We start from the raw sequence: 25,551 nt of genomic DNA, 5'->3' as shown, positions 1-25,551 counted from the left end.
CGCGCTCAGGGCGTCGCCGGGGCCAGCGCGTACGACCGGTGCGTCATCGTCACGCCGAGGCTCGTGAGCGAAGGATCCGCGGCGGTGCAGCGCACGAAGCTCCAGTCGTTCGGCGTGGCGAACGCGAACCCGAGGGAGCTGTCGGCGACGGTGCCCTCCCACTCGATGAGCGACACGTCGTCGAGGAACGAGGTGGCCTCGCCGCTCGCCGGCACACCCGCCCTGAAATAAAACCGGACGGAGCCCGCGTTCGCCGGCGGGGTCAGGTCGACGGTGAACGGCTGCCAGCCGTAGGTGCCGGCCGCGCGCGTGAACACGACGCTGTTCGACAGGCTGGTCCCGCCGCTCGTGTACCAGTAGACCTGCACACGCATCTGGCCGGCGTTGTTTCCCTTCATGTAGCCGGTCAGGGTCAATTTACGGCCAGGCTCGAACTTGACGCGGTTGTTCATGTAGGTTGCGGCCTCGGTCGTGTTGCTCGACTTGCGCAGGAACACCATCGCGCCGGTCCCGCCGTGGACGACGCTGTTCTCGATGTAGCGGTACTCGCTCATCGACCACATCGAGCCTTCGTGGGAGGTGTCGTCGACGTCGCCGTCCTCGAAGTCGCCGTAGAGCATGATCTCCCGGCCGTAATCGCAGCTCGCGGCGGCCGTCGTCCGGACGGCGGCGAGCGAGTCCGCCGGGTTCGAGCGCAGGTGGGCGAGGGGGCCTGTGCGGCGGCTCGTGAGCGGCACGGTCCGCGTCTCGACCGCATCGCTCGTCGTGTACTGCGAGGGGCCGCTCGCCGCGGCGGCCCGCGGGCCGCTCGGGAACACGACCGCACCGGTCAGGCCGTCCGCCGCCTCGCCGGGCGCGGGCGCCGCCGGCAGCGTCGTGGAGAGGTGGCCGATGTGGCGGATCGCGCGGCCGAGCCAGGCGCCGCCCACGAGCTTCGGGACGTAGTCCTCGTTCTGGAACGGGATGAGCTGCACGCGGTGCACCGCGCGGTTGCCGCTCGCGTCCTCGTCGATGTCGATGGCGGCGAGGTACGACTGGAACGTCTCGAAGACGTCCTGATCGAAGACCATGTTGCCGAGCGACATGAAGACATAGCGGGGGCCGGCGCCGGCGTTGTACAGCCCGATCCCGTGGATCGTGTGCGGGTGGTGCGCCACGACCATGCCGGCGCCCTTCTGGACGAGCTGCGTGAACCGCCGCCGCATGCCGGACGACGGATAGTCGCTGTACTCGATGCCTCCGTGCAGCACCGGGATGGCGAAGCGCCCGACCGCGTCCTCCGCCATGAAGTCGCTGATCTCGGCGAGGCTGAGCTCGAGCGCGCCGGCCTTGGGAGGGGGCCCGTCGGAGGCGGTGAGCGTGTACTCCGGGAGCGTCGTCCCGTCGTTGACGAGCTGGTTGAACCCCTGGAAGGCCACGTCGACGCCGCCGAGCGTCCGGTAGAGCACGGTGCCCTTCGCCATCGTCTCGTCGAGCCCTGCGCCGAACCAGTCGAGGCCGGCGTTCGGGACGGCGGTGAGCGTGTCGGCGACGCCTGCCCCCAGGTAATCGAACATGTGGTTGTTGCCGAGGCTCACGGCGTCGACGCCGGAGAGCGCGAGCGCCCTGGCCGTCTCGGGGTAGGAGAAGAACGTGAACGACTTGTAAGGGTGGGGCGTCTGCGGGTTGGCGGTGACGGGGCACTCCAGGTTGACCTGGGTGTAGTCGGCCGACGAGAGGACGTCGCGCAGGAAGGCGAGGACGGCGCTCGCGTCGGCTTGCCGTGTCGCGGGGCGGATCAGATCGCCCTCCTCTCCCTCGATGCCGTCCCCGTCGCTGTCGATGAAGCGCCGACCGAACATCGTGTCGCCTCCCACGAGGATCCGGGCGCGGCCCGCGCGCTGCTCGGTCAGCACGACGCGGCCGACCCCGGCGGCCGCCTCGGCGAGCGGCAGGTGCAGGTCGGCAGGGACGATCTCGCTGTAGTACCCGTCGACCTCGACGCGCAGCAGGACCGAGCGCCGCGCGAGCGCCGCCAGCGTGAACGCGCCCGCGCCGTCGGTGAACGCGATCTCGCCGTGGTTGACCGCGCCGCTCCCCCAGCCGATGGCCGTCACCTCGGCCCCCGCGATCGGCGACCCCGCCTCGTCGACGACGACGCCGGTCACGTCGATGGGGGCCGCCGCGTAGGTCGCGTCGTACGCGGCCTCCGTGGCGTCGAACTGGAACGCCGCCGACGCATCGCTTGCGGCGAGCCAGGCGCAGGCCGCAGCGCACACGGACAGCGGCGTGGAGGTGATGACGCGGACAAGGGGTCTTTCTGCCATGTTCGCTCCCGATCGGTTGGGGCCTGTTCGAGGACGGATGACCTCAACAAGCGTGATGGGCGCCAGAGCGCCTTCAGAGCCGGCTCGACAGGTGCGACACGTGCAAACGTGTAAACGTGCAGATGTGCAAATGTGCCGTGTGACCAAACTCCGAGGTGACCAAGGCCGACGATGGGGTCGCGAGCGTCGATTGGCCGCTCAGTCCTCGCTGAAAAGGCCGCGAGAGCGCCGACCCATGCACGATTCGATCCGTTTCAGCGATGGCGCTGGAGACAAAGACGATTGTCTCGACACTATCATGCTTCGATCATGGCTCGCTATACGCTCGAGTGGAGCAGCCGGCGATTTGTCGTCTTGTCGTTTCGTGGTTTTGTCGTCTTGCCGGCGTAGCAGGGTGTTCCTGCGCGTGAAGGCGTGTGCATGGATGGTGCGCTGTGGCGATGCGCGCCTGTGTCGCATAGGGGCGTACTGCCCCTGGGCGCACTACCCGACCAGCGCCGAGCCCTTGGCGAGCTGCGCGCGGCCGATCACGGCCAGGAGATCGGTTTGGGTCACGATGCCGCGCAGGCGCATCCTGGCGTCGACGATCAGCGCTTCGTGCACGCGCCCGCGGGAGAGGAGCTGGAAGAGCTCGTTGATCGGCGTGTCCTCGCCGGCGGTCTCGAAGTAGATGGACGGCAGGTCGCGCACGGTGGCCTCGGGCATCGCGGACGCGATCGAGACGTCGATCGCGCCGTGCACGACGCCTCGCTCGTCGACCACCGGCAAGACGCGCAGGGCGCGCTCGCGGAGGCGGCGGAGCGCGAGCGCGCTCGGCTCGTCGGGGTGAATCGTGACCAGGTCGCGCGACATGATCTCGCCGCAGGTGACGCCCCCGCGCAGGCGCCGGTGCGCCTCCTCTTCAACGTGCCGGACGAGGGCGATCAGATCGTCGCGCTCGACGTCGAGCGGCGTTCCGAGGCGCTCGAGGGCGGCGTCGATGTCGTTCGGCGAAAAGCCGACGCGGAGCTCGGGCGGGGCGTCGGCGGTGCCGTGGGGCGAGGCCGGCAAGGCCACGACGTGCGGGTAGCTGCGGCGCACCAGGTTGTTGAACACGATCCCGGCTGCCACGAGCAGCAGGGAGTTGATGGCGACCGGCATGAGCGCGAAGTGATAGCCCAGGCCCGTCACGGCGGGGCCGCCGATGACCGCCGTGAGCGCCACCGCGCCCGCGGGCGGGTGCAAGCACCGGAGCAGGCTCGTGACGGCGATGGTGACCGCGACCGCGACGGCGCCGGCGCACAGCGGATCGGGGATGACGCGAGCCGCCGTGACGCCGATGACGGCCGCCAGCACGTTGCCGCCGAGCACGGACCAGGGCTGGGCGAGCGGGCTCGCGGGGACCCCGAACACGAGCACGGTCGAAGCGCCGATCGGCGCTATCAGGAGCGGCGCGCGCGCGGTGGGGCCAAGGCAAGCGTGCATCACGAACCCGGTGGCCAGCAGCCCGAGCAAGCCCCCGGCAGCAGCGTAGATCCGCTCGCTGACGAGCAGCGGCGTGCGCATGGGCTGGAACCGCGTAAGAAAGCTCGAGCTCGCAACTCCGAAGCTCATCGCGCGGCCATATATCGAGATGTTCGCGCGCTGTCTACGAATGCTTACGAAGGTTCACGAACGCTGACGAGGGGCTCGCGGGTCGCCAACGCATGTCGGGACGGGGGCTGACCCGGCGCTACGCCGCGGCGGAGACCGCCTTCTTGCGGGGGCGCGGCGCGCGGGTCGCGCCGGACGGCTTCGTCGGCGTGGCGCCCGCGGGCGGGGTGGACACGGCGCGGACCAGCGCGGCGGCGATGGCCGCGGTCATCCTCGCGGTCGGCAGGCGCGGCGTGAACGCGAGCACGCGCTCGCCGGGGCGCCGGCCGCGCGAGGAACGGCCGCTCTTCGCGAGCCCCTCGACGGCGCGCTCGCACGGCGAGCCGGGGGCGACGCGCAGCAGGACCTCGGGCAGCCCGATGGCGCCGCCGGCGCCGGGCGCGTAGACGACGCCGACCTCGATCCCGACGAAGCCGGGGAGCGCCGCGCGCGGCGAGAGGCCGAGCCGGAGCTCGTCGGCGTCGGGGCTGCCGTCCGGGATGCGGAGGCGGCCGACGACGCGGAGCTCCTGCGCCCCAGGCGCGGCGCCGGCGGGCGCCTTCCGCAGGCGCCGCACGCGCCGCGCGACGTCGCGCAGGAACGCGACCGGCCGCGCCGCCGGATCGGCGGGGAGCTCGGCGAGCCGGCCGGTGCAGAAGATGGCGAGCAGCGCCGTCGCGTCGAGCGCCAGCAGGTGGGCGTGGTACGGCGAGGCGGCCGCCACGGCGTGGACGCCCGCGCCGAGCCCGGCGAGCAGCGCGACGAGCAGCGCCTTGCCGGCGCGCGTCGAGACGTCGAGGTAGACGCCGCGCGCCCGCGGCGGCTCGCGGAACGCCTCGGCCTCCGCGATGGGGAGCCACTTGCCAGGGCGCCGCAAGGTCGCGGCGGCGCGCTCCGGGCGGGGCGTGCGGTGCGCCGCGAGCGCGGTCGCCGCGGCCACGAGCGCGGCGCCCGGCGTGCCGTCCCTGAGCAGGAGCTCCAGGGCGACGCCGGCGACGAGCGCGAGCCCCGCGAGCGCGGCGCGCGGCGCGAGCGGGATCGGGACGAGGGGCCGCGGCAGGGCGCCCGCGGCGCGCGCGAGGCGCTCGTGCTCGCGCGCCTTGAGCGCGACGAGGGCGCTGTAGAACGCGAAGAGGACCACGCCCGCGGCCACGTAGAGGGTGCGGCTGCGATCGGGGCTGCCGGCCGCGGCGTCCGAGATGCGGCCGAGCGTGTCGGCCCCGGGCTTCGCCGCAGCGGGCTCGGGCTGGAAGGCGCGCGCGTCGGCGCGGATCGCCCACCGGATCGGCTCGGCCTTGGGGGCGTAGGGGCGGAGCAGCTCCAGCTCGTCCTTGTCGAGCGCGCGGCGGAGCGTGGAGAGCGTCGTGGGCGCCGGGAGCGCGTCGGCGGACGGCGCCTCGCCCGCCTCGCCGGCGCGCGCCTCGTCGACGCGCGGCTCGTCGGGCGCGGCCGGGAGCGCGACGGTGAGCCGCGCCGAGTCGTAGCCGTCGTCCCAGATGGGGCCGCTCCAGGAGACGCGGGAGCTCGGGCCGTCCTGCTGGATGAGCCCGCGCTTCATGAGGTCCGTGCGGTAGCGGAAGAAGAGCACGAACACCCCGCGGCTCAGCCCCTTGCCGTCGAAGCGGGCCCGCATCGCCGCCGGGCGGCGCGTGCCGTCCTCGCGCGGCCGGAGGTCGGGGGGCAGGAGCTCGATCGCGACCGGCGTCGCGGACGCGAGCGAGCCCGCCTCCGCGGCCTTGAAGGGCACGGCGTAGCTGCCCGGATCGAGCTGGGCGTCCGGGTCGACGCCCTGGATGTCGAGCCCGCGGAGCGGCCCGCCCGAGATCTTCAGCGTGACCTTGTGCTCGACCGTGGCGGCGCCGGCCCGGTCGATCGACAGGCGCACGTCGTCTCCGGCGATGTGCACCTCGACCCACGCGCGCGCGGGGAGGGCGAACGCGATCGACAGGAGCGCCGCCAGGAACGGGAGCAGCAGCGCCGGCCCGGGGCGGCGGGCGATGCGAGAGGGCATGGTGCAGGAGTCCCACGTCGCCGCGCGCGGGGCCAAGTTCCAGGGACGCCGGCCGTCCCGCGCGGGCGCCGCGCTCACCCGCCGGGCCGGCGTCGCGCGCGGATTTGGCGACTACGAGGCGAGGGCGTCTATCAGAAGACGACGCCGAGCGAGAGCGACCCCATGAGCTTGATCTTCCCCGCCTTCTCGTAGAAGGAATACTGGTAGGGGCCCGCGGTGATCGTCACGGGATCGGCGAGCGCCACGCCGATCCCGAAGCCTCCCGACATGGCGAATCCGCCGTCTCGGCTGAGCACGTTGGTGCTCCCCACCATGCCGCCGAGGACGACGCTGCTCACGTCGCCGCGGCCCTCGAGCCGCCCTGGAGGGGTGATGACCGCCTCGAACGACTCGTAGCCGAGGCGTCCTTTCACCCAGAAGCCCCGCAGCGCCTTGCCTTCGACGTAGACACCGATGTCGGCCGCGAGCGCGTAGCCGGTCGTGTCGAGCGACGCGTCCTCGAGCGAGCCCCAGATCCACGACGGCGCGATCCCGAGGGTGAGCGGCCCGATGACGGCGACCTCGCCCTCGAAGGTCATCTTTCCGAACAGGAGATCCAGGGCGTTGTAGCGGACCGACCAGCGGCAGCAGGTGGACTCGGGGGGCTTCGGGGGCGGCGGGGGCCCGGCCGGCAAGGTGTAGCCCGGACCATAGCCGGGCGGCTGTTGGGGATAGCCTTGCTGAGGGTATCCCTGCTGAGGGTAACCTTGCTGAGGATATCCTTGTTGCTGAGGGTAGCCTTGCTGCTGAGGATATCCCTGCTGCTGCGGGTAACCTTGCTGAGGATACCCCTGCTGCTGCGGGTAACCTTGCTGAGGGTATCCCTGCTGCTGATGGTAGCCTTGCTGAGGATATCCCTGTTGCTGAGGATACCCCTGCTGCTGAGGATACCCCTGCTGCTGCGGGTAACCTTGCTGCTGAGGATATCCCTGCTGCTGCGGGTAACCTTGCTGAGGATACCCCTGCTGCTGGGGATACCCGGACGGCGCCTGGGCAGCTCCGCCGGGCTGCGCCTGGCCCTGCGGGAGCGGCTGAGCGCTCTGTTGCGCTGTCGCCGCTGGCGCGAGGAGGAGCGCGCCGAGGCCGAGAAGGAGGCCGCAAGCCGCCGGGCGGAGAGCTGCCCTGGAGGAGGGCGCGCGCGCGGGGCCCAGACCCGTGGTGAAAGCGCAATCCATGGCGGTGGACTGTACCGAATCCCGAGCACGCCGGCTACACGCGCGCCGCGAACCGTCGCCGCGCTCGCGCGCGCGATCTCCAGCCTGTAATCTCCGTCCCGATGCCGCCAGTCCCCGAAGTCGTCGCCGTCACAGAACTCGCGCCCGGAAGCGCCGCCACGAGCGGCGCCGCGGCCGTGCCGGCGATCTCTACGCCGCGCGCTCCGCGCGGCGCCGAGACACCCCCGGCCGAGCTCGATCGTGCGCTGTCCGAGCTGGGCGACGCCGCGCTCGGGTTCGCTCGCATGCCGGCCCTCGAGAAGGCCTCCCTGCTCCGCTCGTCGCTCCCGGGCCTGCTCGCCGCCGCGCGCGCCGAGGTCGAGGCGTCGTGCGCCGACCGGGGGCTCGATCCCGGCTCGGCGGCGAGCGGCGAGGCGTGGCTCGCGGGGCCTTGCGTCACGCTCTCGCAGGTGCGCCGCCTGGCCGAGGCGCTCGAGGACATCGCCGCGCGCGGGCGGCCCCGGCTCGGCCGCGGGGCGGTGCGCGCCCGCGCAGACGGCCGGATCGAGGTGGAGGTGTTCCCGACGCGCCTGAAGGACGCCGCCCTGCACGGGCCCCTCCGCGCGCGCGTGCTGATGCAGCCCGGGGCGACGCGCGAGAGCGTCCGGGAAGAGCAGGCGCGCTTCTACCAGCAGCGCGACCCCGAAGGGGGCGTCGCGCTGGTGCTCGGCGCGGGCGACGTCGCCGGCGTCCCCCTCCGGGAAGCGCTGCACAAGCTCTTCGTCGAGGGGCGCGTCGTCGCGCTCGCGATGAGCCCGCGGAGCGCGCCCCTCGGCGCGCTGGTCGAGCGCGCCCTCGCGCCGCTCGTCGCGCGCGGGCTCCTCCGCTTCGTCTACGGCGGCGCCGCGTCGGGCGCCTACCTCGCGGCCCACCCCGCCGTCTCGGAGGTCCACGTCACCGGCCCGGCGGGCGCGCACGACGCGCTCGTCTGGGGGCCTCCGGGCCTGACGCAGGCGCGCCGGCGGGCCTCGGGAGAGCGGCTGCTGGACAAGCCCATCTCCTCCACGCTCGGCGGCGCCAGCCCGGTCCTCGTGATGCCGTGGCTCTACGGCGGCGACGAGCTCTGGTTCCAGGCGAGGTGCCTCGCGAGCCAGGTCGTGAGCGGCGCGTCGCACGGCAGCCACGCCGCGAGCGTCCTCGTGCTGCCCAGGGGCTTCACGCAGCGGCCGCTGCTCTTCCGGATGCTGCGCCGCGCGCTCGCCGCCGTGCCGCCGCGGCGCGCCGCCCACCCGGAGGCCGAGGCGCGGTACGCCGCGCTCACGGCCGGGCGCGCGCCGATCGAGCCCGAGCGCCTCGAGGCCTCCGCCGACGTGCCGCTGCCGTGCGGGGTCGCGCGCATCGGCGCGCCAGGGCCGGGCGAGCTCCCCTGGACGCTGATCGCCGGGCTCGCCGCGTCGGACGCCGCCGAGCCGCTGTTCTCGACCGAGCCGCTCGGCGGCGTGCTCTCCGTCGTCGAGGTCGGTTCAAGCGATCCGGCGGAATTCCTGGAGGAGGCGACCCGCTTCTGCAACGATCGGCTCCGGGGCAGCCTCGGCGCGACGATCGTCGTGCACCCGATGAGCGAGGAGGACCCCGCCGTCGGGGCCGCGCTCGACCGCGCGCTGCTCGATCTCCGGTACGGCGTGATCGCGGTGAACCAGGCGCCCGCCGCCGCGCACGCGGCCGTCGTCCCGCCCTGGGGGGGCCACCCGGGCTCGACGCTCGCCGACATCCGGAGCGGGCTCGGCTTCGTACACAACACGGCGATGCTCGCGCAGGTCGAGAAGACCCTCCTGCGCGCGCCGCTCACCGCCTTCCCGCGGCCGCCCGGCTTCTGCGATCACCGGCGCTCCCACGTCGTCGGGGAGAGGCTCGCGGCCTGCGCGGCGGATCCAGGGTGGGGGAGCGTCGCGCGCGTCGTGGCGGCCGCGCTGCGGGGCTGACCCGGCGTCGCGCCCCCACCTCGATCTCGTCGCGATTCCGTCGCGATTCCGTCGCGATTCCGCCGCGGTGACCCGGCGATCAGGAGGGGAGCGACGAGCGGAACTCCTTCACCTTCTCCACGATCTCGCGCAGCGCGTGCCGCGAGGCCTCGGAGACGTCGTCGGCCAGCTTCTCGGCGTCGAGGAGCTTGGGCTCCAGCTTGTCCCACGCGTCCTTCGCGTCCATGCCGGCAAGGTGGAGCCTGACGCGGATCTCGTCGCGCAGGGTCTGGAGCGACTCCAGGCTCTTGTTCAGATCGCTCTTCAGGTCCGATGTGATGTTGCCCATTCTTGTCCTCCCGATTCTACGAGTGTTGATCGCTCCTTCCCTGCTCATGATGCATTGGCCGCGCCAGTTGGCGCGCTTCGACGCGGCGCGCGACGTTCACGCGTCCTGACCGGATACGAGCCCATCCATGACCGGGCGCAGCCGCCGCGCGCCCTCCTCTCGAGGTGTGGCAAAAGCGCCCAGGGACGTGCGTTTTGCCGCACCTCGGACGCGCGCGCGCGGGCCTTCAGGCGAGTTGCGCCTGCGCGCAAACGATGCCGTCATGATCGGCATAGACGAGCTCGCCAGGAACCCACGTGACCCCGGCGAACGTCACGGCGATGTCGCGGTCCCCCGCGCCCTTCTTGGCGCTCTTCCTCGGGTGGGTCGCGAGGGCCTTCACGCCGATCGGGATCTGGCCGATCGCCTCCGCGTCGCGGATGCACCCATGAACGATCACACCGGCCCAGCCGTTCTTGTGGGCCATGGCGGCGATGTTGTCTCCGAGGAGCGCGCAGCGGAGGGAGCCGCCTCCGTCCACGACAAGCACCCGCCCCTGGCCGGGCTCTTCGAGCGCCTTGCGGACGAGCACGTTGTCCTCATGGACCTTCACCGTCGTGATGCGCCCGTGGAACAGCCGCGCTCCGCCGTAATCCCGGAAGATCGGATCGGCGACGAGGACGTCCGGGTGCTCGTCGCATAGATCCGTGGTCCTGATCTCTGAGCTCATGAAGACCCCCTGTCCGCCTTCCTGGGGTGTCGACCGCCGGATTCAACCGCTCATCCGCCGCCGGTCACGAGGGCTCGTGGCGCTCGCCGTCCTTGGCGGAGGGGAGGGAGGCGCCGCCCTTGCGCTTGCCCGCGCCGGCGAACGCCGCCGAGTCGACGCCATGCCGGGCGAGCCACCGGCGCAGCTGGTTCCGGTGCATCCCGAGCGAGCGCGCCGCCCGCGTGACGTTCCCCTGCTCGCGCCGCAGCGCCGTCTCGATGGCGAGCCGCCGCATCTCCGGCGGCGCCGGCGTGCGCCTCGCGACCTCCGTGATGTCGAGGCCCGCGGACGGCGCGAGATCCGCCACCTCCACGGCGGTGCGCCCGGCCGCGAGCGCCGCGAGGCCCGCCTGCCTCACCTCGCAGAGCAGCTCCCGCACGTTGCCCGGCCACGCGCGCAGCGCGCAGCACTCCAGGAAGCTGGCCCCCGGCGCGAGCCGCGCGCCGGTGCGCCTGAGCTCCGCCGCCACCAGCCAGGGGAGCTCCTCGAGCCGCTCCGTCAGCGACGGGATCCGCACCTCGGGCCGGCCGATCCGGTAGTAGAGGTCGTCCCGGAACCGGCGCGCCGCGACCTCGGCCTGGAGATCCTTCAACGTGGCCGCGCACAGGCGGAACTCCACCTTGCGCGGGCGCGTGTCGCCGAGCGCGACCACCTCCCGGGTCTCGAGGACGCGGAGCAGCTTCGGCTGAACCGCCGGATCGAGCTCCGCGATCTCGTCGAGGAACAGCGTGCCGCCGTGAGCCGCCTGGACATAGCCGTCGGCGTCGGCGGTCGCGTCCGAGTAGGCGCCGCGCCGCGCCCCGAAGAACAGCCGCTCCGCGAGGCCCTCCGGGATCGCGGCGCAGTTCACGGCGACGAAGGGGCCGCCCCGCCCCGTCGCCGCGTGGTAGGCGCGCGCCGCGAGCTCCTTGCCCGAGCCGCTCGGCCCGGTGAGCAGCAAGGTATCCCCGCGCATCCCCGCGCGGTGGATCGCCTCGCGGACCTGCCTGAGCGTGGGGCCGACCAGCCCGTCCTCGTGCTCCAGGACCCCGCCGCGCTGGAACGGCTCGATGTCCGCGGTGAAGCGCAGCAGCGTGCTCCCGAGCCGGATCACGCGCGGGGGCGACGAGAAGACCTGATCCTCGACCTGCGCTCCATCGACGAAGGTGCCGTTCCTGCTGCCGAGATCGGTGATCCGGAGACCCGCGCCCGACAGCGCGACGCGGGCGTGCCGGCGCGACACCTGCTCGTCCTCGACCACCACCGTGTCGTCCGCCGCTGCGCGGCCCAGCACGACCGCGCCGCCCTCGAGCGGGATCGGCGCGCAGGCAGGCTGGCCGCGGGCGAAGATGACCACCAGGCCAGGCGTCGCCCCCTCCGGCGACGCCGACGGCGCGGTGTCGGACGCCCTGATCGTCGACTGATCGTCGGCACCCACACCTTACGCATACATGATCCCACGCCGGCCCTGAAGGCTCACGGATATCGGCCGTTGTGGTTGAAAAATTCTATCGAGGCGCGATGCCCGCGCCTCTCTCGTCGTGGGTGTGCCTCTGGCCGAGGCGCTCAGTACCGCGGCACCGAGGGGTCGACATCTTGCGACCACGCATCGATTCCGCCCTGGAGGTTGTACAGGTTCCTGTAGCCCTTCGTGAGGTAGTGCTCGGCGGCCGCCTGGCTGCGGCCGCCGTGGTGGCAGTGGAAGACGATCCGCGCGTCCTTCGCGAGCGTCTCCAGGTACCGCTGCCCTGCCTGATCGAGGTGACGGGCCCCCTCGATCGTGGCGATCTTGCGCTCCTGCTCGGTCCGGACGTCGAACAGCTCGATCGCCTCGCCGCTGCTCAGGAGGGCCTTGAGCGCGGTCGACGAGATCTGCTTGACCTTCGGCGGCTCGTTCGGGCTCTCCAGCTTGAAGCCGCCGCCGGAGGGGCCCTCGACGAAGTCGATCGACAGCCCCTCGGCGCGCCGCGCGCTCGCGCGGTCGAGCAGGAACACCGCCCCGCCCGCCTGGGCCTCGACGTCGCCTGCCTGCCGCGGGCCGAAGTAAAGGCCGTAGTTGTAGGACGGGTCGATCTCGATGTGGACGAAGTCGGCCTCGGACTCCCTCGCGGCCGCGAACGCCGCGAGCGCCGCCGCGGTCACGCGGAGCGTGGGCGGCGCCTGCGCCTCGCCCTGCGCGAGCCCGAGCGCCTTCACGAGCTCCCCGGTCGCGTGCAGCTCCTTCACGATGTCGCAGCCGCCGATGAACTCGCCGCGGACGTAGAGCTGCGGGATCGTGGGCCAGCTCGAGAACTCCTTGATGCCGTCGCGCAGCGCGGGATCCGAGAGCACGTCCACCGTCTGGTACTCGGGGAGGTGCTCGTCGAGGATGGTCACCACCGTGGCGGAGAACCCGCACTGCGGCATGGTGCGCGTGCCCTTCATGAACAGGACGACATCGCTCTCGCGGATGATGGTGGCGATCCTGGCCCGCATGGGCTCGCTGAGGCTCATGTGCTTGCTCTCCCTGCGCGGCGGTGGCGGTGCGGTTGGCTCCCGCGCGCGTCCGCGGGCCTCTCGCTAGCATGAGCAAAGCACGGCAGCGAGGCCCCCGAGCCCGCCTCGCCCGCGTCGACCGAGGGCGGAGCGCGCCGCCTCCCTGCGCCCTCAGCGGCCGAGCAGGAGCCCCAGGACCGCCGCGATCGCGGCGAGGGTCGCGATGACGGCCGGCGCGCCGAGCTCGGCGCCGAGCCTACGGAAGCGCCCGCCGCTCGCCGTCGGAGAGCGCGCGAGCGCGTCCGACGGGGGCGGCGTGACGCGGAGCACGCCCGGCGACGCCGCGCTGTCTTCGCGGAGCTCGACGAGGAGCTGATCGAGCGGGGCGTGCTCGCCGAACGGGCGCACGAGGCGGAGCGTCACGCCGCCGCCGAGATCGGGGGGGAGCCGGAGCCGCAGCGTCCTCGCGGCGAGCTCCGCTGGGGCGCGGTGGGCGCCGCTCCGGGCGCAGCTGTCGCAGCCGCCGCCGTCGCAGCGGGCGCAGGTGACGCGGGCGGGCACGGCGATCTCGATGTCGGCGCCGTCGCGCGCCCACGCCGCCGGGACGGCGATCGCGAGGCGGCCTCGCGAGCCCTCCGAGGCGTCGAGGCCATCGCGGTCGATCAGCTGCGCGAGCTCGGCTCTGCCCATGGACCTTGTGTGCCGCACCCGGGCCCCGGCGCCAAGCGCCGGCGCTGGGCGAGGCCCGCCGCCGCGCTCCCGGCCGCCCCCTCCGCCGGGGAGCGTGCGTCCTCGCGGCCGCGCGGCCGTGCGGCCGCGCAGCCCGCCGGCGCTCACGAATGCGCGTCGCGCGGCTCGCCGCGGCGCGCGCCGCCGTCCGCCGGCGCCCGACCGGCGCGCAGGACGCCCACCGCCGAGAGCAGGCACGCGATGGCGAGCAATAACCCCCCGAGCGACCCGGGCCGCGTGCTCTCCTTCAGCCCCACGACGAGCACACGCGCGAGCTCGCCGTCAGGCACCTTCGCCGGGTCGGACAGGTAGCTGAACACAGCGCCGAGGTCGATCCACGTCGCGTGGATCGTCGCGACAAGCGTCGTCAGCCCCATGGCTGCGATGAACCCGAGCTTCCCGGGCTCCGGCCGCCGGGCGAACTGCAGCCCCGCGCCGACCGTGACCATCCCGAAGACCAGGATCGGCCACATCCCCCAGCCGCCCTCGACGAAGAAATCGAACATCGGTGCCTCCCTCTCGTCTGCTCTTCTCTGCCTGCCGCGTGTCGTCGCCGCCGCCGTGTGCGCCGGCCTTCACGAGCCCCAACGCGGCGCCGCGGATCCCGTGACCGGAAAACTTCCTTGTCACGCCCGCGGCCCTCGCGCGTTATGCCGGCGTGGAGAGGGAGGGCGCAGCAGCTCCGTCCGACGCCGAGCTCGCGGCGCGCCTGAGGCGCCGCGATCCGCGCGCCTTCGACGCGCTCTATGCGCGTTATAACGTCCGGATCTTCAGCTTCCTCGTGCGCCTCTCCGGCCGGCGCGACGTCGCCGAGGATCTGTTCCAGGACACCTGGCTCGCCGTCGCGCGCCACGCCGGCCGGCTCGCCGAGGACACCGATCTCGCCGCGTGGCTGTTCACGATCGCCAGGAACCGCTACCGGAGCCACCGCCGCTCCGCGTTGATCGACCTCGCCCGCGCCGCGCTGTTCTCCCGCGAGCCCGCGCCGGCCGCGCCTGAGCCCGAGGGCGCGGCGGACGCCCGAGCCGACGTGGCGGCGCTGGAGGCGGCGCTCGGCGATCTCGCGGCGGTGCACCGCGAGGTGTTGCTCCTCGGGGCCGTCGAGGGGCTCGACACGGCGCAGGTCGCCCAGGTGCTCGGCATCCGCGAGGACGCCGCCCGCAAGCGCCTGTCGCGCGCCCGCGCCGAGCTTGCGGCTCGCCTCGAAAGGCGAAATGCTGAGCGGCCCCGGCGGGGATCGACGACCTCGATCTCCGCCGCGGACGCGACGGATGGACAGACGCGAGGAGGTTCTCGATGAAGCCGTTCTCAGGAGAGGATCCTCTGGCGAGGGGCCTCGCCGATCTGCCGCCGGTCGCCCCGCTCGACCCGGCCCGTGCCGACGCGGTCCGGCGCCTCGCCCGCGACGCGCTGGTGGAGGCGGAGCGCCCCGCGCCGAGCGCGCGGCTCTCGCTCGCCTGGTCGGCGGTGATCCTGCCGGGGCTCCTGCTGAGCTCGGGCTGCGCGTACGTGTGGGATTCGGTGCAGAAGATCGGGCAGATCTACGGGGGAGGGTAGCGGCCGGGCGGCGCCTTCGCCGCGCCGCCCGTGACGAGCCGCGCGGGGTGAAGCGGCGGCGCGCGGATCAGTCGCCGAGGTCGACGACCTCGAGCCCGTGGTACCAGAGCGCGCAGAGCGCGGTGTCGCCGGAGATCGTCACCTGCGAGACGTACGACGAGAGCTCGCCCTTCATTTCGAGCGTCAGCTCGTCGAGGTCGGCCGCGTCGAGCACCGAGAGCCCGGGCGGGTTGTAGCCGGCGAGGAGGAGGCGCGTCCCGTCCACGGCGCGCGGCCAGCCGGCGTCGGGGGTCGAGAGCTCCTTCGTCGCGACGTCGATGCTGCCTTCCGTGAGCCCGCTGGCCACGAGGATCCCGGACGTGTACGCGCCCACGCCCACCGCGTCGCCCACGGCGTAGTACCCGGAGGTGTACATGAACACGCGGTCATCGCCCACGAACACCTGGTCCAGGCGGGTGCCGTCGTCGAGCGTGTGCTCGTCCCGGAGGCGCGCGCTCGCGCTGCCGACGTCGAGCAGCTTGAGGGTGTGGCGCGTCCCGCGGCAGACGCCGGGCCCATCGTAGTTCTGCTGGTTCGCCGGCACGAACTCGGCGTAGTAGCTGAACGCGCTGTAGCACTCCCGGTAGCTCGCGACCTCGAGCTCGACCGTCTCGTAATCGACCGTGAGCGCGCGGTCCGACGCGCCATCGAAGGCCAGCAGCGAGCCGGGCACGTTGACCGGCGTCCGCACGACCGCCGATGAGGGATCGGCCACGTCGATGCGGTCGATGTAGAAGCGCGCCCTGGAGGCGTCGTTCGACAGCGGCACCCAGTGCGACGTCAGCACGGTGGTGCCGTCGAGCTGCAGGCCCGTGTAACCGGCGGCGTCGGGCAGGGGCAGCGAGCGGTGCGTCGGGCTCGACGGGTTCGAGAGGTCGATGATCTCGAGCGACGGATCGCGGGGCTGCGGCGGCGGGGCGCCGCTGCCGTCCTCGTAGTAGTAGTACTGGTCCTCGACGTTGCGGAGCACGAGCGCGCTCCCTGCCTGGACCACGGCGGCGCCCGCGGAGACGATCCTGCCGTAGTACCCGTTATAGTAGAGCGCGTTGCTGGTGAACGGCAGATCGCGCTGGCTCGCGATCCGGGGGGCTTCGGGGTTCGTGAGATCGATGACGGCGAGGCTCGTCTTCGTCGTGTCCGTGTACGAGGGCCAGAGCAGGTAGGCGTATTGCCCGTGCGCGAAGAGCTGCGCGCTGGAGAGGCCGGATCCATAGCAGTCGCTCTTCGATCCGGAGGCCAGCGTCGAGAGGTCGAGCTTGCCGATCGGCTCGGCGCGCCCCGGGTCCGCGGCGTACACGACCTCGAGCTCCGCGGCCTGGGTCCACCAGTCCGCGCCCATGCGGACCACGAGATCGCCGGTGGCGACCGTGTTGCTGACGACCGTCGCCAGGGCCAGGTCGGCGGCCTCGACCGGGGCGTCGCGATCATCGATGTTGAACGTCCCGACCTCCTGGTCGGAGACGGCGAAGAGCCGCGTGTCGTGGACGAAGGCGCGGCGCGCCTGGCCGCGCGCCGGCGCCGAGCCGCGCTTCGTGAGCGTGTCGGCCGTGAAGTCGATCAGCTGGACGCCGCTCTCGTACGAGCCGCAGCCCTCGGCCTCGTCGATGTCCCAGCCGCTGTACGGCACGAGGACGAGATCGTCGAGGATGGTGAAGGCCTTGTGGATCTGGTCCTGGCCCTCGGCGAAGCTCGCCCAGTCGCCGCCGAAATGGACGCGCTCCAGCATCGTGGGCTTCGTGAGGTCGGAGACGTCGAAGAGCGAGACGTGGAGCGAGCCGCCCGTGGCGGCGTTGTCGAAGCCGAGGGCGAGCAGCCGGTCGCCGCGCGGCTCCATGTGGTAGACCCAGCCGGGCATCTCGAGCTCGCCGAGCTGGGCGGGGTGCTCTGGATCGCTGAGATCGATGGTGAAGAGCGGGTCGGTCTGCTCCGCCGTGATCGCGTAGGCGCGGTCGCCGTCGAAGCGCACGGAGCGCAGCGTCTCGGGCCTGGGCAGGGTGAGCTCGGTGAAGCCGAGGGGCGTGAGCTCTTGCGAGGACGCGACGGCGAAGGTCTGGACGCCGGGCAGCGCGTCGGTCCGCCAGAGGCCGGGCTGGCTGACGACGCGGAGGACGCCCTCGTGTTCGTCCATCTGCCAGCGGCTCTGGATCTGGCCGACGGCCTCGACGCTCGCGCCCTCGACGAGCGCGCCGCCGGGATCGGAGATGTCGACGACCTGGATGGTGGAGTGCCCCTCGTCGGTGCCGTCCCACTCGATGCCCGCGATGTACATGCGGTCCTGGGTGACGCTCACGCTGCGCTGCCACCCGTAGTCGTTGGGGTCGTCGTCGTAGCTCAGCTGATCGACCACGGCGATCTCGGCGGGGGCGCCGACGGCCAGGGAGGTGATCGTGGTGTTCCGCGACTCCTTGCACCCCCAGCAGCCGCCGTCCTCGAACGTGACGGTATAGAGCACGTCGCCGACGATGCGCGAGTCGGAGATGGCGCCCGGCAGGTCGAACGAGCCGATCTGCTGGATGTCCGCCGGCTCGGAGACGTCGAGCGCCTCGATGTGGCTCGATTGCTCATAGGAGTACTCGCCGGTGGCCGCGTCGTAGATGTATTGGGTCCACGACGAGAACATCGCGTAGACGATGCCGTCGCGCAGGTACATCTCGAAGGGGATCCCGCTCGCCCGGTAGCGCCCGAGGAGGCTCAGCCGGTCGCGCTTGGAGATGTCGATGATGCTGAGCCCCGAGTACTGCGAGAGCGCGTAGAGCTTGCCGTCCTTGACCTGGATGATGTCGGCCTCGGTGATCGCGCGCTCGGCGTCGCCGTCGGCCGGGGGCGCGGTCGGGTCGCCGTCGCCTCCGGTGCCCGCCGAGCCCTCGCCTCCATCGTTGGCCGTATCTCTTCCACCGCCGGCCCTCGGATTGTCAGAGATGAAATCGGTCGAGCCGGTTTCGGAGGAAGGCCCCGTCGAGCCTCTCCCGCAGCCGGTGAGTCCGGCCGAGACCGCCGCCGTCGCGAGGACGAGCCAGCCGGCGTAAGTTCGAGACAGGAAGGTCATTGTTCACCTCGTTGAGGACGAGACACAGGGCGTCATGTCGGCGCCGGTGCGCGTGCGCTGTTCAGGTCCCGTGTTCGGCGCTATAAGCAAAATAAGCAAAAAGTGGGCCATGATGAATCCCACGAAAAATCCAAGGAATTTGCGGGTATTACCGCGGCCTGTGCCAGAGTGTGCGGCCGGCGGGCTGTCGGCGGTCAGGGGGCCTGCCCGCAAGGCGTGCGCCGTGGTGATGGTCGATGCCCTGATCCCGGGGCGAGCTCTCATGACCTGGAGGCGGCTCACGCGGCTTGTGGGCAGCTGCTCGTCGCCGCGGGGGCATCGCGTCTGCGCGCGAGGATGCGTGGGGGGGCGCCGGCGCCGTGCTTGGCACGGGGTGTGAATCCTGGCGCCCGCGGCTGCCGGATGGCAGGTTCGTCTATCTCTTGATAGGAGGCTTGACGATGGATCTTTTCAGCAAACGTCACCGACTTGTCGTTGCGATGCTCATGCTCTTCGTACCTTTGCTCACGGGTGCCAAGGGCAAAGGCTGTCAGGGCCCGATCGAGGGCGGGGGGGCTGGCCCTGGGGGAGGTGGGGTGGCGGGCGGCGAGCCGGCCTCGTGCCAGGTGACCGGCTGCAGCGGGCAGGTCTGCGCGGACGAGGACGTGGTCACGGACTGCGAGTACCGGGAGGAATACGCGTGTTACAAGGAGCACGGCGTGTGCGAGCGGGGCGCGTCGGGCGAGTGCGGCTGGCGGGAGACGCCGGAGCTCGATGCGTGCCTTGGCGGCGGCGAGCCTGCGTCGTGCGTGGTGACCGGCTGCAGCGGCCAGGTCTGCGCCGACGCCGACGAGGACGTGGTCACGACCTGCGAGTGGCGCGATGAATACGCGTGTTACAAGGAGCACGGCGTGTGCGAGCGGGGCGCGTCGGGCAAATGCGGCTGGCGGGCGACGCCGGAGCTCGAGGCGTGCATTGGCGGCGGCAAGCCTGCCCCGTGCGTTGTGACCGGCTGCAGCGGTCAGGTCTGCGCGGACGAGGATGTGGCCACGACCTGCGAGTACCGTGAGGAATACGCGTGTTACAAGGAGCACGGCGTGTGCGAGCGGGGCGCGTCGGGCGAGTGCGGCTGGCGGGCGACGCCGGAGCTCGAGGCGTGCCTTGGCGGCGGCGAGGCTGCGCCGTGCGTGGCGACGGGCTGCAGCGGGCAGATCTGCGCGGACAAGGGTGTGGATGTCGTCACCACGTGCGAGTGGCTCGAGGAGTACGGGTGTTACAAGGAGCACAGCGTGTGCGAGCGGGGCGCGTCGGGCAAATGCGGCTGGCGGGCGACGCCGGAGCTCGAGGCATGCATCGGGGCGGCTGCCGGCGAGTAGAGCGGGGTGCAGTTCAGGGGCCGACTTCGCCGCTGACCGCTGCGGCGGCGATCTCTGCCATGATCACCCGCCGAGCGACGGAATCTCGACCTGTGATCGCCTGAGCCCGAAGGTGGCTTGCGGGCGTATGGACAGCGCCTGCTCTTTCTGGAAGTGAGGCCGCCAGTAGGCCTCGAAGCGCGCAGAAGGGCTTTCCCTACTCGCTCACAAGCCGCAGCCCCACGGGCAGCCCCTCGCCAAAGAACGCCGCGCGCTCGGACTCCTCGACGGCCACCACCTCGCGCACCGCCTTGAGCCAGGCCTCGGGGGCGTCCACCTTGACGAGCCGCCGCTCCACCTCACCGCGGACCCGGTCCGAGACGTCGCGCGCCCGGTCCCCGGTCCTGCGCGCGAGCTGCACCGCGGCCGGCGCCGCGGACGGCAGCTCCTGCCACTTCTCGCGCAGCAGGTGGTCTATCCACCGCTCGGCCGCCGCCGGCGACACCACATGGTGGACGCTCGCGTACGCCGGAACGCGCGCGCCCAGGCGGCCGATCGCCGCCCAGAGCCGCGCGTCGCGGTCGGTCCATGTGCGCTCCAGGATCCACGCGCCGAGCTCGCTCCGCCGGCCGGCGGGCACGCGCTCGAGCGACGCGCAGAGCTCGAGCAGATCGTCGAGCGCCTCTGGCTTCACCCCCCTCGGCTTCTTCAGCCGCTGCTCGGCCGGGGCCAGGAACGGATCGGCCAGATCCCGGATCGCGACCTGCTGTGGCTCGTCGAGGCCGGCGGCGATGCGGCGCCAGGCGATCCAGAACTGCTGCCAGGAGCGCGCCTCCTGCGGGAACGCCAGCCGCTCGGCGAAGAGCGGCGCGAGCGCGGCGACGCGCGCCGGGTCGCCCGCGTCGCCGAACCCGGGGCGGAGGCAGTAGCCGGCGAGCGACCAGAACACGCGCTCGTGATCGGCCGAGCGCCGCCGCGAGCGCGCGCTCGGGACGAGGGTGTCGAGCAGCGCCCGCGCGGTCTCCGTCGTCCAGGTGGCGCGCTCCCCGAGGACGCGCTCGAGCTCGCGCACCAGGTTCTTCGCCTCCCGCGGCGCCACGTCGGGCCGCCCTTTGCCGAACACCCGCTCGATCGCCTCCCGGGCCTCGTCGAGGCGCTTGCCGCCCGGCGCCGCCGCGGCGTGAGGCCTCGCCAGCGCCCGCTCCGCCGGGGCGCCGCCCTCGGCCTCGGCGGCGCGCGCGTCGCGGCCGTCCTCGCGCAGCTGGAACGCCAGCCGGAAGCGGCGCGGCGCCGCGGCGCCCACCTCGACGCAGGCGAGATCCAGGGTGCCGATCGCGGTGAGCTCTCCCTCGATCTGCACCCGCACCTCCGCCTGCTTTCCGGTCGCGGCGCGCGCCGCGTCCCCCGCGTCGAACGCCACCGCGATCGGCGGCAGCGCCTCGAACCGGTCGTCCTCGAGGGGGACGAGGTCGCCCGCGCGATCGACGCGCGCGTCGTCCGACGCGAACAGGTCGAACCGCACCGGGCGCCCCACGACGAGCGCGAACGTCCGCCCGGCCGCCGCGTGGACGCTGCCCTCCTTCGCGCCGCGCGGCACGACGCAGACCGCTGGCCGCGGCCCCCCGCCGGCGGGCGGCTCGAGGCCGACGTAGTAGCCGCGCGCCGCGCCCCCCTCGATGCGCACGCCGCGGCCCGCGAGGGCGAGGCCATACGCGACCGCGCCCCGCGCCACCGCGAGGTCGGGATCGGCGTGCGGGAGCAGATCGAGCGGCGGGCCGCCCCAGCGCTCGACGACCCGCGCGAGGCGCTCCGCGACGCGGCGGGCGCGGAAGACGCCGCCGTTCAGGAGCAGCGCGGTCGGCCCTCGCGCCTCCGGGGCGTGGCGCGCGAAGAACCAGGCCACGTGCCGGGTGATCGCGACGTCGCGCTCGTAGGGCAGGCCGAACGCGACGAGCCCGCTCCGCCCGCGCTGCGGCCGGGCGTCCCGCGGCGCGTCCGGGAAGAAGCCGTCCAGCACGACGCCCTCGACCTCGTCGCGGCCGAGGCGCGTCGTCAGCGCGCCGCCCACGAGCCGCGCGCCGTGCGAGAGCACCGTGACCGGCGCGTCGTCCGGCGGCGAAGGCGCGGCGCCGCCGGCGCCGCCGGACGAGACCTCGCCGCCGAGCAGGCGCTCCTTGGCGGCGCGGCAGGCGAGCACGAGCTGGCCGAAGCGCGCCGGGTCGAGCTTCTCCCCTGCGCCCACGAGGCGCGGCTCGCAGAGGTGGGCGAGCGCGAGGTCCATGTTGTCGCCGCCGAGCAAGAGGTGGTGGCCGACCGCGACGCGGGAGACCTCGGGGTGGCCCTTGGCCGCGCCAGCGCCCCGGGCGACCCGGATGAGCGACAGATCCGTCGTGCCGCCGCCGACGTCGCAGACGAGGACCATCGCCTCGCCGCCCGAGCGGTCGAGCAGGGCGTCGAGGCCCTCGGCGCCGGCGAGCCGCATGAAGTCGTAGAACGCGGCCTGCGGCTCCTCGAGGAGGCGCGCCGAGAGGCCGGCGCGGCGGGCGGCCTCGACGGTGAGCTCGCGCGCGACTTCGTCGAACGAGGCCGGGACGGTGAGCACGACCTCCTGCGCCGCGAGCGGGCGCTCCGGGAAGGCGTCGTCCCAGGTGCGCCGCACGTGGGCGAGGATCCGCGCGCTCGCGTCGAGCGGCGAGACGCGCGGCAGGGCGGCCGCCTCCTCGGCCGCGCCCCAGGGCAGGATGGGCGCCGTGCGGTCGACGGCGGGATGGCAGAGCCAGCTCTTCGCCGAGGCGACGAGCCGCCCGGGGATCTCGCCGCCGCGCCGGCGCGCGTGCTCGCCGATCGCGAAGGGCGCGTCGCTGAACGGATCGGCGGGCGCCTCGCCGGGGAGGGGCGCGTAGAGCAGGGACGGCAGCAGCGGGCGCGCCTCGATCTCGGTGGCGGTCACGAGCTGCGGGATCGAGAAGACGCGGATCGCGCCGGGGCCGGCGTCGCGCTCGGCCCACGCCACGACGGTGTGCGTGGTGCCGAGGTCGATTCCGACGATCAGGCTCGGGCTCTTCGCGGGGGCGGACATGCGTGCGCGCAGCAACGATACCGGATCGCCGCGGCGCATTCCGCAGGTCCGGCGTGGCCGCGCGCGCCCGCGCGGGGGGGCGTCGCCGGGCGCACCGTGGCCTCACCGGTCGTCCGGCCGCGCGCGCCCGGGCGGGAGTCGGCGGCCGTCGGCGCGCTTCTTCCGGTTCTTCCGGGCGATTCCCCGTGCTAGAGCCGCGAAATGCGAGCGAACCGAGCGATCTGGCTTGTGGTCCTGGGCGCCCTTGCGGCGGGGTGCGGGTCGGCGAAGACCGAGATGTCGGTGGCGGCGAGCGCGGCGCCCCCGCCTCCTCCTCCGCCCGTGGCCGTCCAGCCGGCGGCGCCTGCCGAGGCGGTCATCGAGGGGGATCGCATCAAGATCGCCCGGCCCATCTTCTACGACCTCGACAAGGACGAGATCCGGCCGGAGTCGTTCTCGGTCCTCGACGCGGTGGCGAACATCCTGCGGACGCACCCGGAGATCACCGCGCTCACGGTCGAGGGGCACACGGACAACCAGGGCAGCGTGGAGCACAACATCAAGCTGTCCGAGCGCCGCGCGAACGCCGTGGTCCGCTACCTCGTCCAGCGCGGCGTCGCGACGCCGATGACGGCGCCGGGGTATGGCGCCGGCGCGCCGCTCTGCTTCACGAACGACGAGGGCTGCCGCGCCATGAACCGGCGCGTGGAGTTCCGCATCAAGTCGAAGTGACCGGCTGGCGACCGATCGAGGCCGCCCGCTCGTCGCTCTGGCTCCGACACGCCCCGCCCCGCGCCTGCTCCCCGGGCATCGGAACAACAGGCCAGGTTAACAAGCCCCTCATTCGAAATCGACCGACTATCGTCTCATCGTTGTGTCCCGCGAGGCGCACGACGCGAGAGGATGCCTGTCCTTCTGTGCGCCTGTGGGACAAGGGACTCCCAAAGATGATCGTGCTGCAAATTTGTATTGAACGGCGCCTCTCGATCGGACTTAATCTATCACGGGAATCCGCGCGCTGAATGCGACGCGCCAGTCCGAGCAACTCACTGCATTGCAAGGTGGATCATGGCGAGCGTTCATCGTCGTATGCTGGAGATCGCTTGTCTCGTCCTTCCGGGGCTCGTGTGGCTTTCCCCGCGCACCGCGGCTGCGCATCACGCCGACCATCTCAGGTGGGCGGAGAGCCTCGTGGACAACATCAGGCCTGAGAACAACGAATACAACTCGAGCCCCAGCTTCATCAGCTGGACCGGTGTGGCCGGCGCGCGGCGCTACGCGAACCGGACGCAGTGCGCCACCTTCCTGACGGAGCTGCTCAAGCGGGGCTACGGCTTCACCGAAGCGTCGCTCAAGGGTTGGCTGGGCAGCCGGAGCCCGAGCGCGGCCGCGTACTACGACGCCATCGTCGAGGAGAACGGATTCGAGAGGATCCACGATCCCAAGGACGCGCGCGCCGCCGACATCATCGCCATCCGCTACCCCGCTGGCGAGTCCTCGACCGGGCACGTCGCGATCCTCCGCCGGGCGCCGAGGGCGAAGCTCCCCGCCAGCCCTCTCGTCGCGGGCACACTCCAGTTCGAGGTGAGCATCGTCGACTCGACGAGCACGCACCACGGCTCGTCCGACTCCAGGTACGCCGCGAGCGGCCGGGGGGCCTCCGGCGCTGGCTACGGGACGATGCGGCTCTACACGAACACCTCGGAGACCATCGTCGGGCACACCTGGAGCACGGCCGCTGTCACGGCCTATTACCCCACGACGGTGCGCCAAGTGGTGATTGGCAGGCTGGTGTTCGAGGACGACGATCGGCCGGACGACGACGACTCCGACGACCGGCGGTAGCGAGGGACCGACGGCCACTTCCGAGCGCCCAAGGCTCGTCCCTGACGGTTGCCCCTCGCTCGGCTGCACGCTGAAGACGGCGTCCGTCCCCCGGGCCGCGGCCTCGATGAGGAGAGCGGCGCACCGCCGTCGCTCGCCCGAGCCGCGTGACTGCATGGATCCAGGCCTCGGTTTACGTTCGACCTGTCGGTTGGTAGAGTCCTCTCCAGGAGGGCCGTATGCGCGAGCCGAGCGAGACGGGAAGTGCCGACGGTGGCCGTCGTGGCGTGCTGGGAGCGGTCGCCACGACCGCAGCGGCCGTGGCGGTCGGGGCAGCCGGCTGCCCGTCACCGGCGGCGCCTGCGGCCGGCGAAGCGCCGGCGCGCACGCTCGGGCGGACCGGCGCGCAGGTCGAGCCGGTGTCGCTCGGGGGCGAGGGGATCCTCCGGACGACCGGCCGTCACCGCGAGGCGGTGCCCGTGATCCTGGAGGCCCTGCGCCTCGGGGTCAGGTACTGCGACACCGCGCCTGCATACCAGCAGAGCCAGGACTACTACGGTGAGGCCTTCCGCGCCGCCGGCCCGAAGGCGCGCGAGCAGGTCTTCCTCGCCTCCAAGACCCACGCGCGGGATCGCGACGGCGCGCTGCGGCTGCTCGACGACAGCCTGCGTCGGCTCGGGACAGACCACCTCGATTCATGGCAGCTGCACGATCTGCGGGAGATCGAGGAGCTCGACGCCATCTTCGGCAAGCGGGGCGCCATCGAGGCCGTGGAGCAGGCCAGGGCGGACGGCCGGGTGCGCCACGTCGGGATCACCGGCCACCACGACCCGCAAATCCTCCTGGAGGCGATGCGGCGTTATCCTGTGGATACCGTGCTCTGCGCGGTCAACCCCGCAGATCCGGCGCGGCTCCCGTTCCTGACGACCGTGGTCGAGGAGGCGCGGCGGCGCGGCGTCGGCGTCATCGGCATGAAGATCATGGCCGCGGGCCGCCTGCTCCAGGATCGCGCCGCGGGCGCGGCCGAGCTCATCCGCTACGCGGCGAGCCACGCCGACACGGTGATCATCGGCTGCTCGTCGATCGCCGAGGTGCGCGAGAACCTGGGCGCGCGGTCCCTCTCCTTCCCGATGCCGCCCGCCGAGCGCGCCGCGCTGGAGGCGCGCGTCGCGCCGCGCGCCGGCCGCTACGACACGTTCAAGGCCGGTTGAAGCGGCGGATACGCGGCTCCGCGAGCAAGGCGCGGCCCGCGGAGCTGCGATGTGCAAAATTTTTCCTTCACTGGAATCATGGGTTGTCTGCCGCACACGAACCATGCGCCAACACGCGCC

The 25,551-nt window shown here is 72.7% G+C and carries 20 protein-coding genes; 8 read left to right on the top strand and 12 right to left on the bottom strand.

Going from position 1 to position 25,551, the window contains the following annotated elements:
- Positions 1 to 5 precede the first annotated feature (5 nt).
- From WMF44_RS34535 to WMF44_RS34520, 4 genes are all read right to left on the bottom strand, one after another.
- Positions 6 to 2,306 carry a CapA family protein gene (locus WMF44_RS34535; protein ID WP_437294302.1) on the bottom strand — a complete coding sequence of 767 codons (2,301 nt, stop codon included), beginning with the start codon at positions 2,304 to 2,306 and terminating at the stop codon, positions 6 to 8.
- A 483-nt stretch (positions 2,307 to 2,789) separates the two neighbouring features.
- Positions 2,790 to 3,899, bottom strand: a complete 1,110-nt coding sequence (locus tag WMF44_RS34530) for an HPP family protein (RefSeq protein WP_437294301.1) — start codon at positions 3,897 to 3,899, stop codon at positions 2,790 to 2,792.
- A gap of 118 nt (positions 3,900 to 4,017) precedes the next feature.
- Complete coding sequence (locus WMF44_RS34525; protein WP_437294300.1) at positions 4,018 to 5,928, bottom strand: hypothetical protein; 1,911 nt, start codon at positions 5,926 to 5,928, stop codon at positions 4,018 to 4,020.
- A 131-nt stretch (positions 5,929 to 6,059) separates the two neighbouring features.
- Positions 6,060 to 6,602, bottom strand: a complete 543-nt coding sequence (locus WMF44_RS34520) for a hypothetical protein (protein ID WP_437294299.1) — start codon at positions 6,600 to 6,602, stop codon at positions 6,060 to 6,062.
- Positions 6,603 to 6,632: 30 nt separating this feature from the next.
- Between WMF44_RS34520 and WMF44_RS34515 the strand changes: the two genes are divergently transcribed.
- Together WMF44_RS34515 and WMF44_RS34510 are read left to right on the top strand one after the other, a co-directional pair.
- Complete coding sequence (locus WMF44_RS34515; RefSeq protein WP_437294298.1) at positions 6,633 to 7,232, top strand: hypothetical protein; 600 nt, start codon at positions 6,633 to 6,635, stop codon at positions 7,230 to 7,232.
- An 11-nt stretch (positions 7,233 to 7,243) separates the two neighbouring features.
- A complete protein-coding gene (locus tag WMF44_RS34510; RefSeq protein WP_437294297.1) occupies positions 7,244 to 9,103 on the top strand; it encodes a hypothetical protein in 1,860 nt (619 codons plus the stop codon).
- A 79-nt stretch (positions 9,104 to 9,182) separates the two neighbouring features.
- Here the strand turns inward: WMF44_RS34510 and WMF44_RS34505 are convergent, their stop codons facing one another.
- From WMF44_RS34505 to WMF44_RS34480, 6 genes are all read right to left on the bottom strand, one after another.
- A complete protein-coding gene (locus WMF44_RS34505; RefSeq protein WP_012239092.1) occupies positions 9,183 to 9,431 on the bottom strand; it encodes a hypothetical protein in 249 nt (82 codons plus the stop codon).
- Positions 9,432 to 9,657: 226 nt separating this feature from the next.
- Positions 9,658 to 10,140, bottom strand: a complete 483-nt coding sequence (gene rraA, locus WMF44_RS34500) for a ribonuclease E activity regulator RraA (protein WP_012239091.1) — start codon at positions 10,138 to 10,140, stop codon at positions 9,658 to 9,660.
- 64 nt (positions 10,141 to 10,204) lie between these two features.
- Positions 10,205 to 11,596 carry a sigma 54-interacting transcriptional regulator gene (locus tag WMF44_RS34495; RefSeq protein ID WP_437294296.1) on the bottom strand — a complete coding sequence of 464 codons (1,392 nt, stop codon included), beginning with the start codon at positions 11,594 to 11,596 and terminating at the stop codon, positions 10,205 to 10,207.
- Between the two features lie 128 nt (positions 11,597 to 11,724).
- Positions 11,725 to 12,651, bottom strand: a complete 927-nt coding sequence (gene grxD, locus WMF44_RS34490) for a Grx4 family monothiol glutaredoxin (protein ID WP_437294295.1) — start codon at positions 12,649 to 12,651, stop codon at positions 11,725 to 11,727.
- Positions 12,652 to 12,804: 153 nt separating this feature from the next.
- Positions 12,805 to 13,323 (bottom strand): hypothetical protein, encoded by a 519-nt coding sequence (locus WMF44_RS34485; protein ID WP_437294294.1) that lies wholly within the window; start codon positions 13,321 to 13,323, stop codon positions 12,805 to 12,807.
- Positions 13,324 to 13,466: 143 nt separating this feature from the next.
- The gene (locus tag WMF44_RS34480) at positions 13,467 to 13,868 is read right to left on the bottom strand and encodes a hypothetical protein (protein ID WP_272095406.1); all 402 of its coding nucleotides are present in this window, start codon (positions 13,866 to 13,868) and stop codon (positions 13,467 to 13,469) included.
- 152 nt (positions 13,869 to 14,020) lie between these two features.
- Between WMF44_RS34480 and WMF44_RS34475 the strand changes: the two genes are divergently transcribed.
- Both WMF44_RS34475 and WMF44_RS34470 read left to right on the top strand, forming a co-directional pair.
- On the top strand, positions 14,021 to 14,662 hold the full coding sequence (locus tag WMF44_RS34475; RefSeq protein ID WP_437294293.1) for an RNA polymerase sigma factor: 642 nt from the start codon (positions 14,021 to 14,023) through the stop codon (positions 14,660 to 14,662).
- Positions 14,659 to 14,919 (top strand): hypothetical protein, encoded by a 261-nt coding sequence (locus WMF44_RS34470; protein ID WP_437294292.1) that lies wholly within the window; start codon positions 14,659 to 14,661, stop codon positions 14,917 to 14,919. Before WMF44_RS34475 ends, WMF44_RS34470 begins: the two co-directional genes overlap by 4 nt.
- A 67-nt stretch (positions 14,920 to 14,986) precedes the next feature.
- Here WMF44_RS34470 and WMF44_RS34465 read toward each other — a convergent pair whose 3' ends face one another.
- Positions 14,987 to 18,004: a beta-propeller domain-containing protein gene (locus WMF44_RS34465; RefSeq protein ID WP_437294291.1), complete on the bottom strand. Its 3,018-nt coding sequence runs from the start codon at positions 18,002 to 18,004 to the stop codon at positions 14,987 to 14,989.
- A 485-nt stretch (positions 18,005 to 18,489) separates the two neighbouring features.
- On the opposite strand from WMF44_RS34465, the gene WMF44_RS34460 reads away from it, so the two are divergent.
- Positions 18,490 to 19,359 carry a hypothetical protein gene (locus WMF44_RS34460; RefSeq protein WP_437294290.1) on the top strand — a complete coding sequence of 290 codons (870 nt, stop codon included), beginning with the start codon at positions 18,490 to 18,492 and terminating at the stop codon, positions 19,357 to 19,359.
- A gap of 196 nt (positions 19,360 to 19,555) precedes the next feature.
- Here WMF44_RS34460 and WMF44_RS34455 read toward each other — a convergent pair whose 3' ends face one another.
- Positions 19,556 to 22,417, bottom strand: a complete 2,862-nt coding sequence (locus tag WMF44_RS34455) for an Hsp70 family protein (RefSeq protein WP_437294289.1) — start codon at positions 22,415 to 22,417, stop codon at positions 19,556 to 19,558.
- A gap of 201 nt (positions 22,418 to 22,618) precedes the next feature.
- On the opposite strand from WMF44_RS34455, the gene WMF44_RS34450 reads away from it, so the two are divergent.
- The 3 genes from WMF44_RS34450 to WMF44_RS34440 all read left to right on the top strand — a co-directional run bounded on the left by WMF44_RS34450 (position 22,619) and on the right by WMF44_RS34440 (position 25,431).
- On the top strand, positions 22,619 to 23,128 hold the full coding sequence (locus WMF44_RS34450; RefSeq protein WP_080599074.1) for an OmpA family protein: 510 nt from the start codon (positions 22,619 to 22,621) through the stop codon (positions 23,126 to 23,128).
- 459 nt (positions 23,129 to 23,587) lie between these two features.
- On the top strand, positions 23,588 to 24,241 hold the full coding sequence (locus tag WMF44_RS34445; protein WP_437294288.1) for a hypothetical protein: 654 nt from the start codon (positions 23,588 to 23,590) through the stop codon (positions 24,239 to 24,241).
- 218 nt (positions 24,242 to 24,459) lie between these two features.
- Positions 24,460 to 25,431, top strand: coding sequence for an aldo/keto reductase (locus tag WMF44_RS34440; protein WP_437294287.1), 972 nt, complete (start codon positions 24,460 to 24,462; stop codon positions 25,429 to 25,431).
- The last annotated feature ends 120 nt before the right edge of the window (positions 25,432 to 25,551 follow it).

This window comes from Sorangium sp. So ce426, from assembly GCF_051475585.1.
GTDB classification, from domain to species: domain Bacteria; phylum Myxococcota_A; class Polyangia; order Polyangiales; family Polyangiaceae; genus Sorangium; species Sorangium cellulosum_B.
The sequence above is the reverse complement of the archived record's forward strand: the minus strand, read 5'-3'. Positions and strand labels throughout refer to the sequence as shown.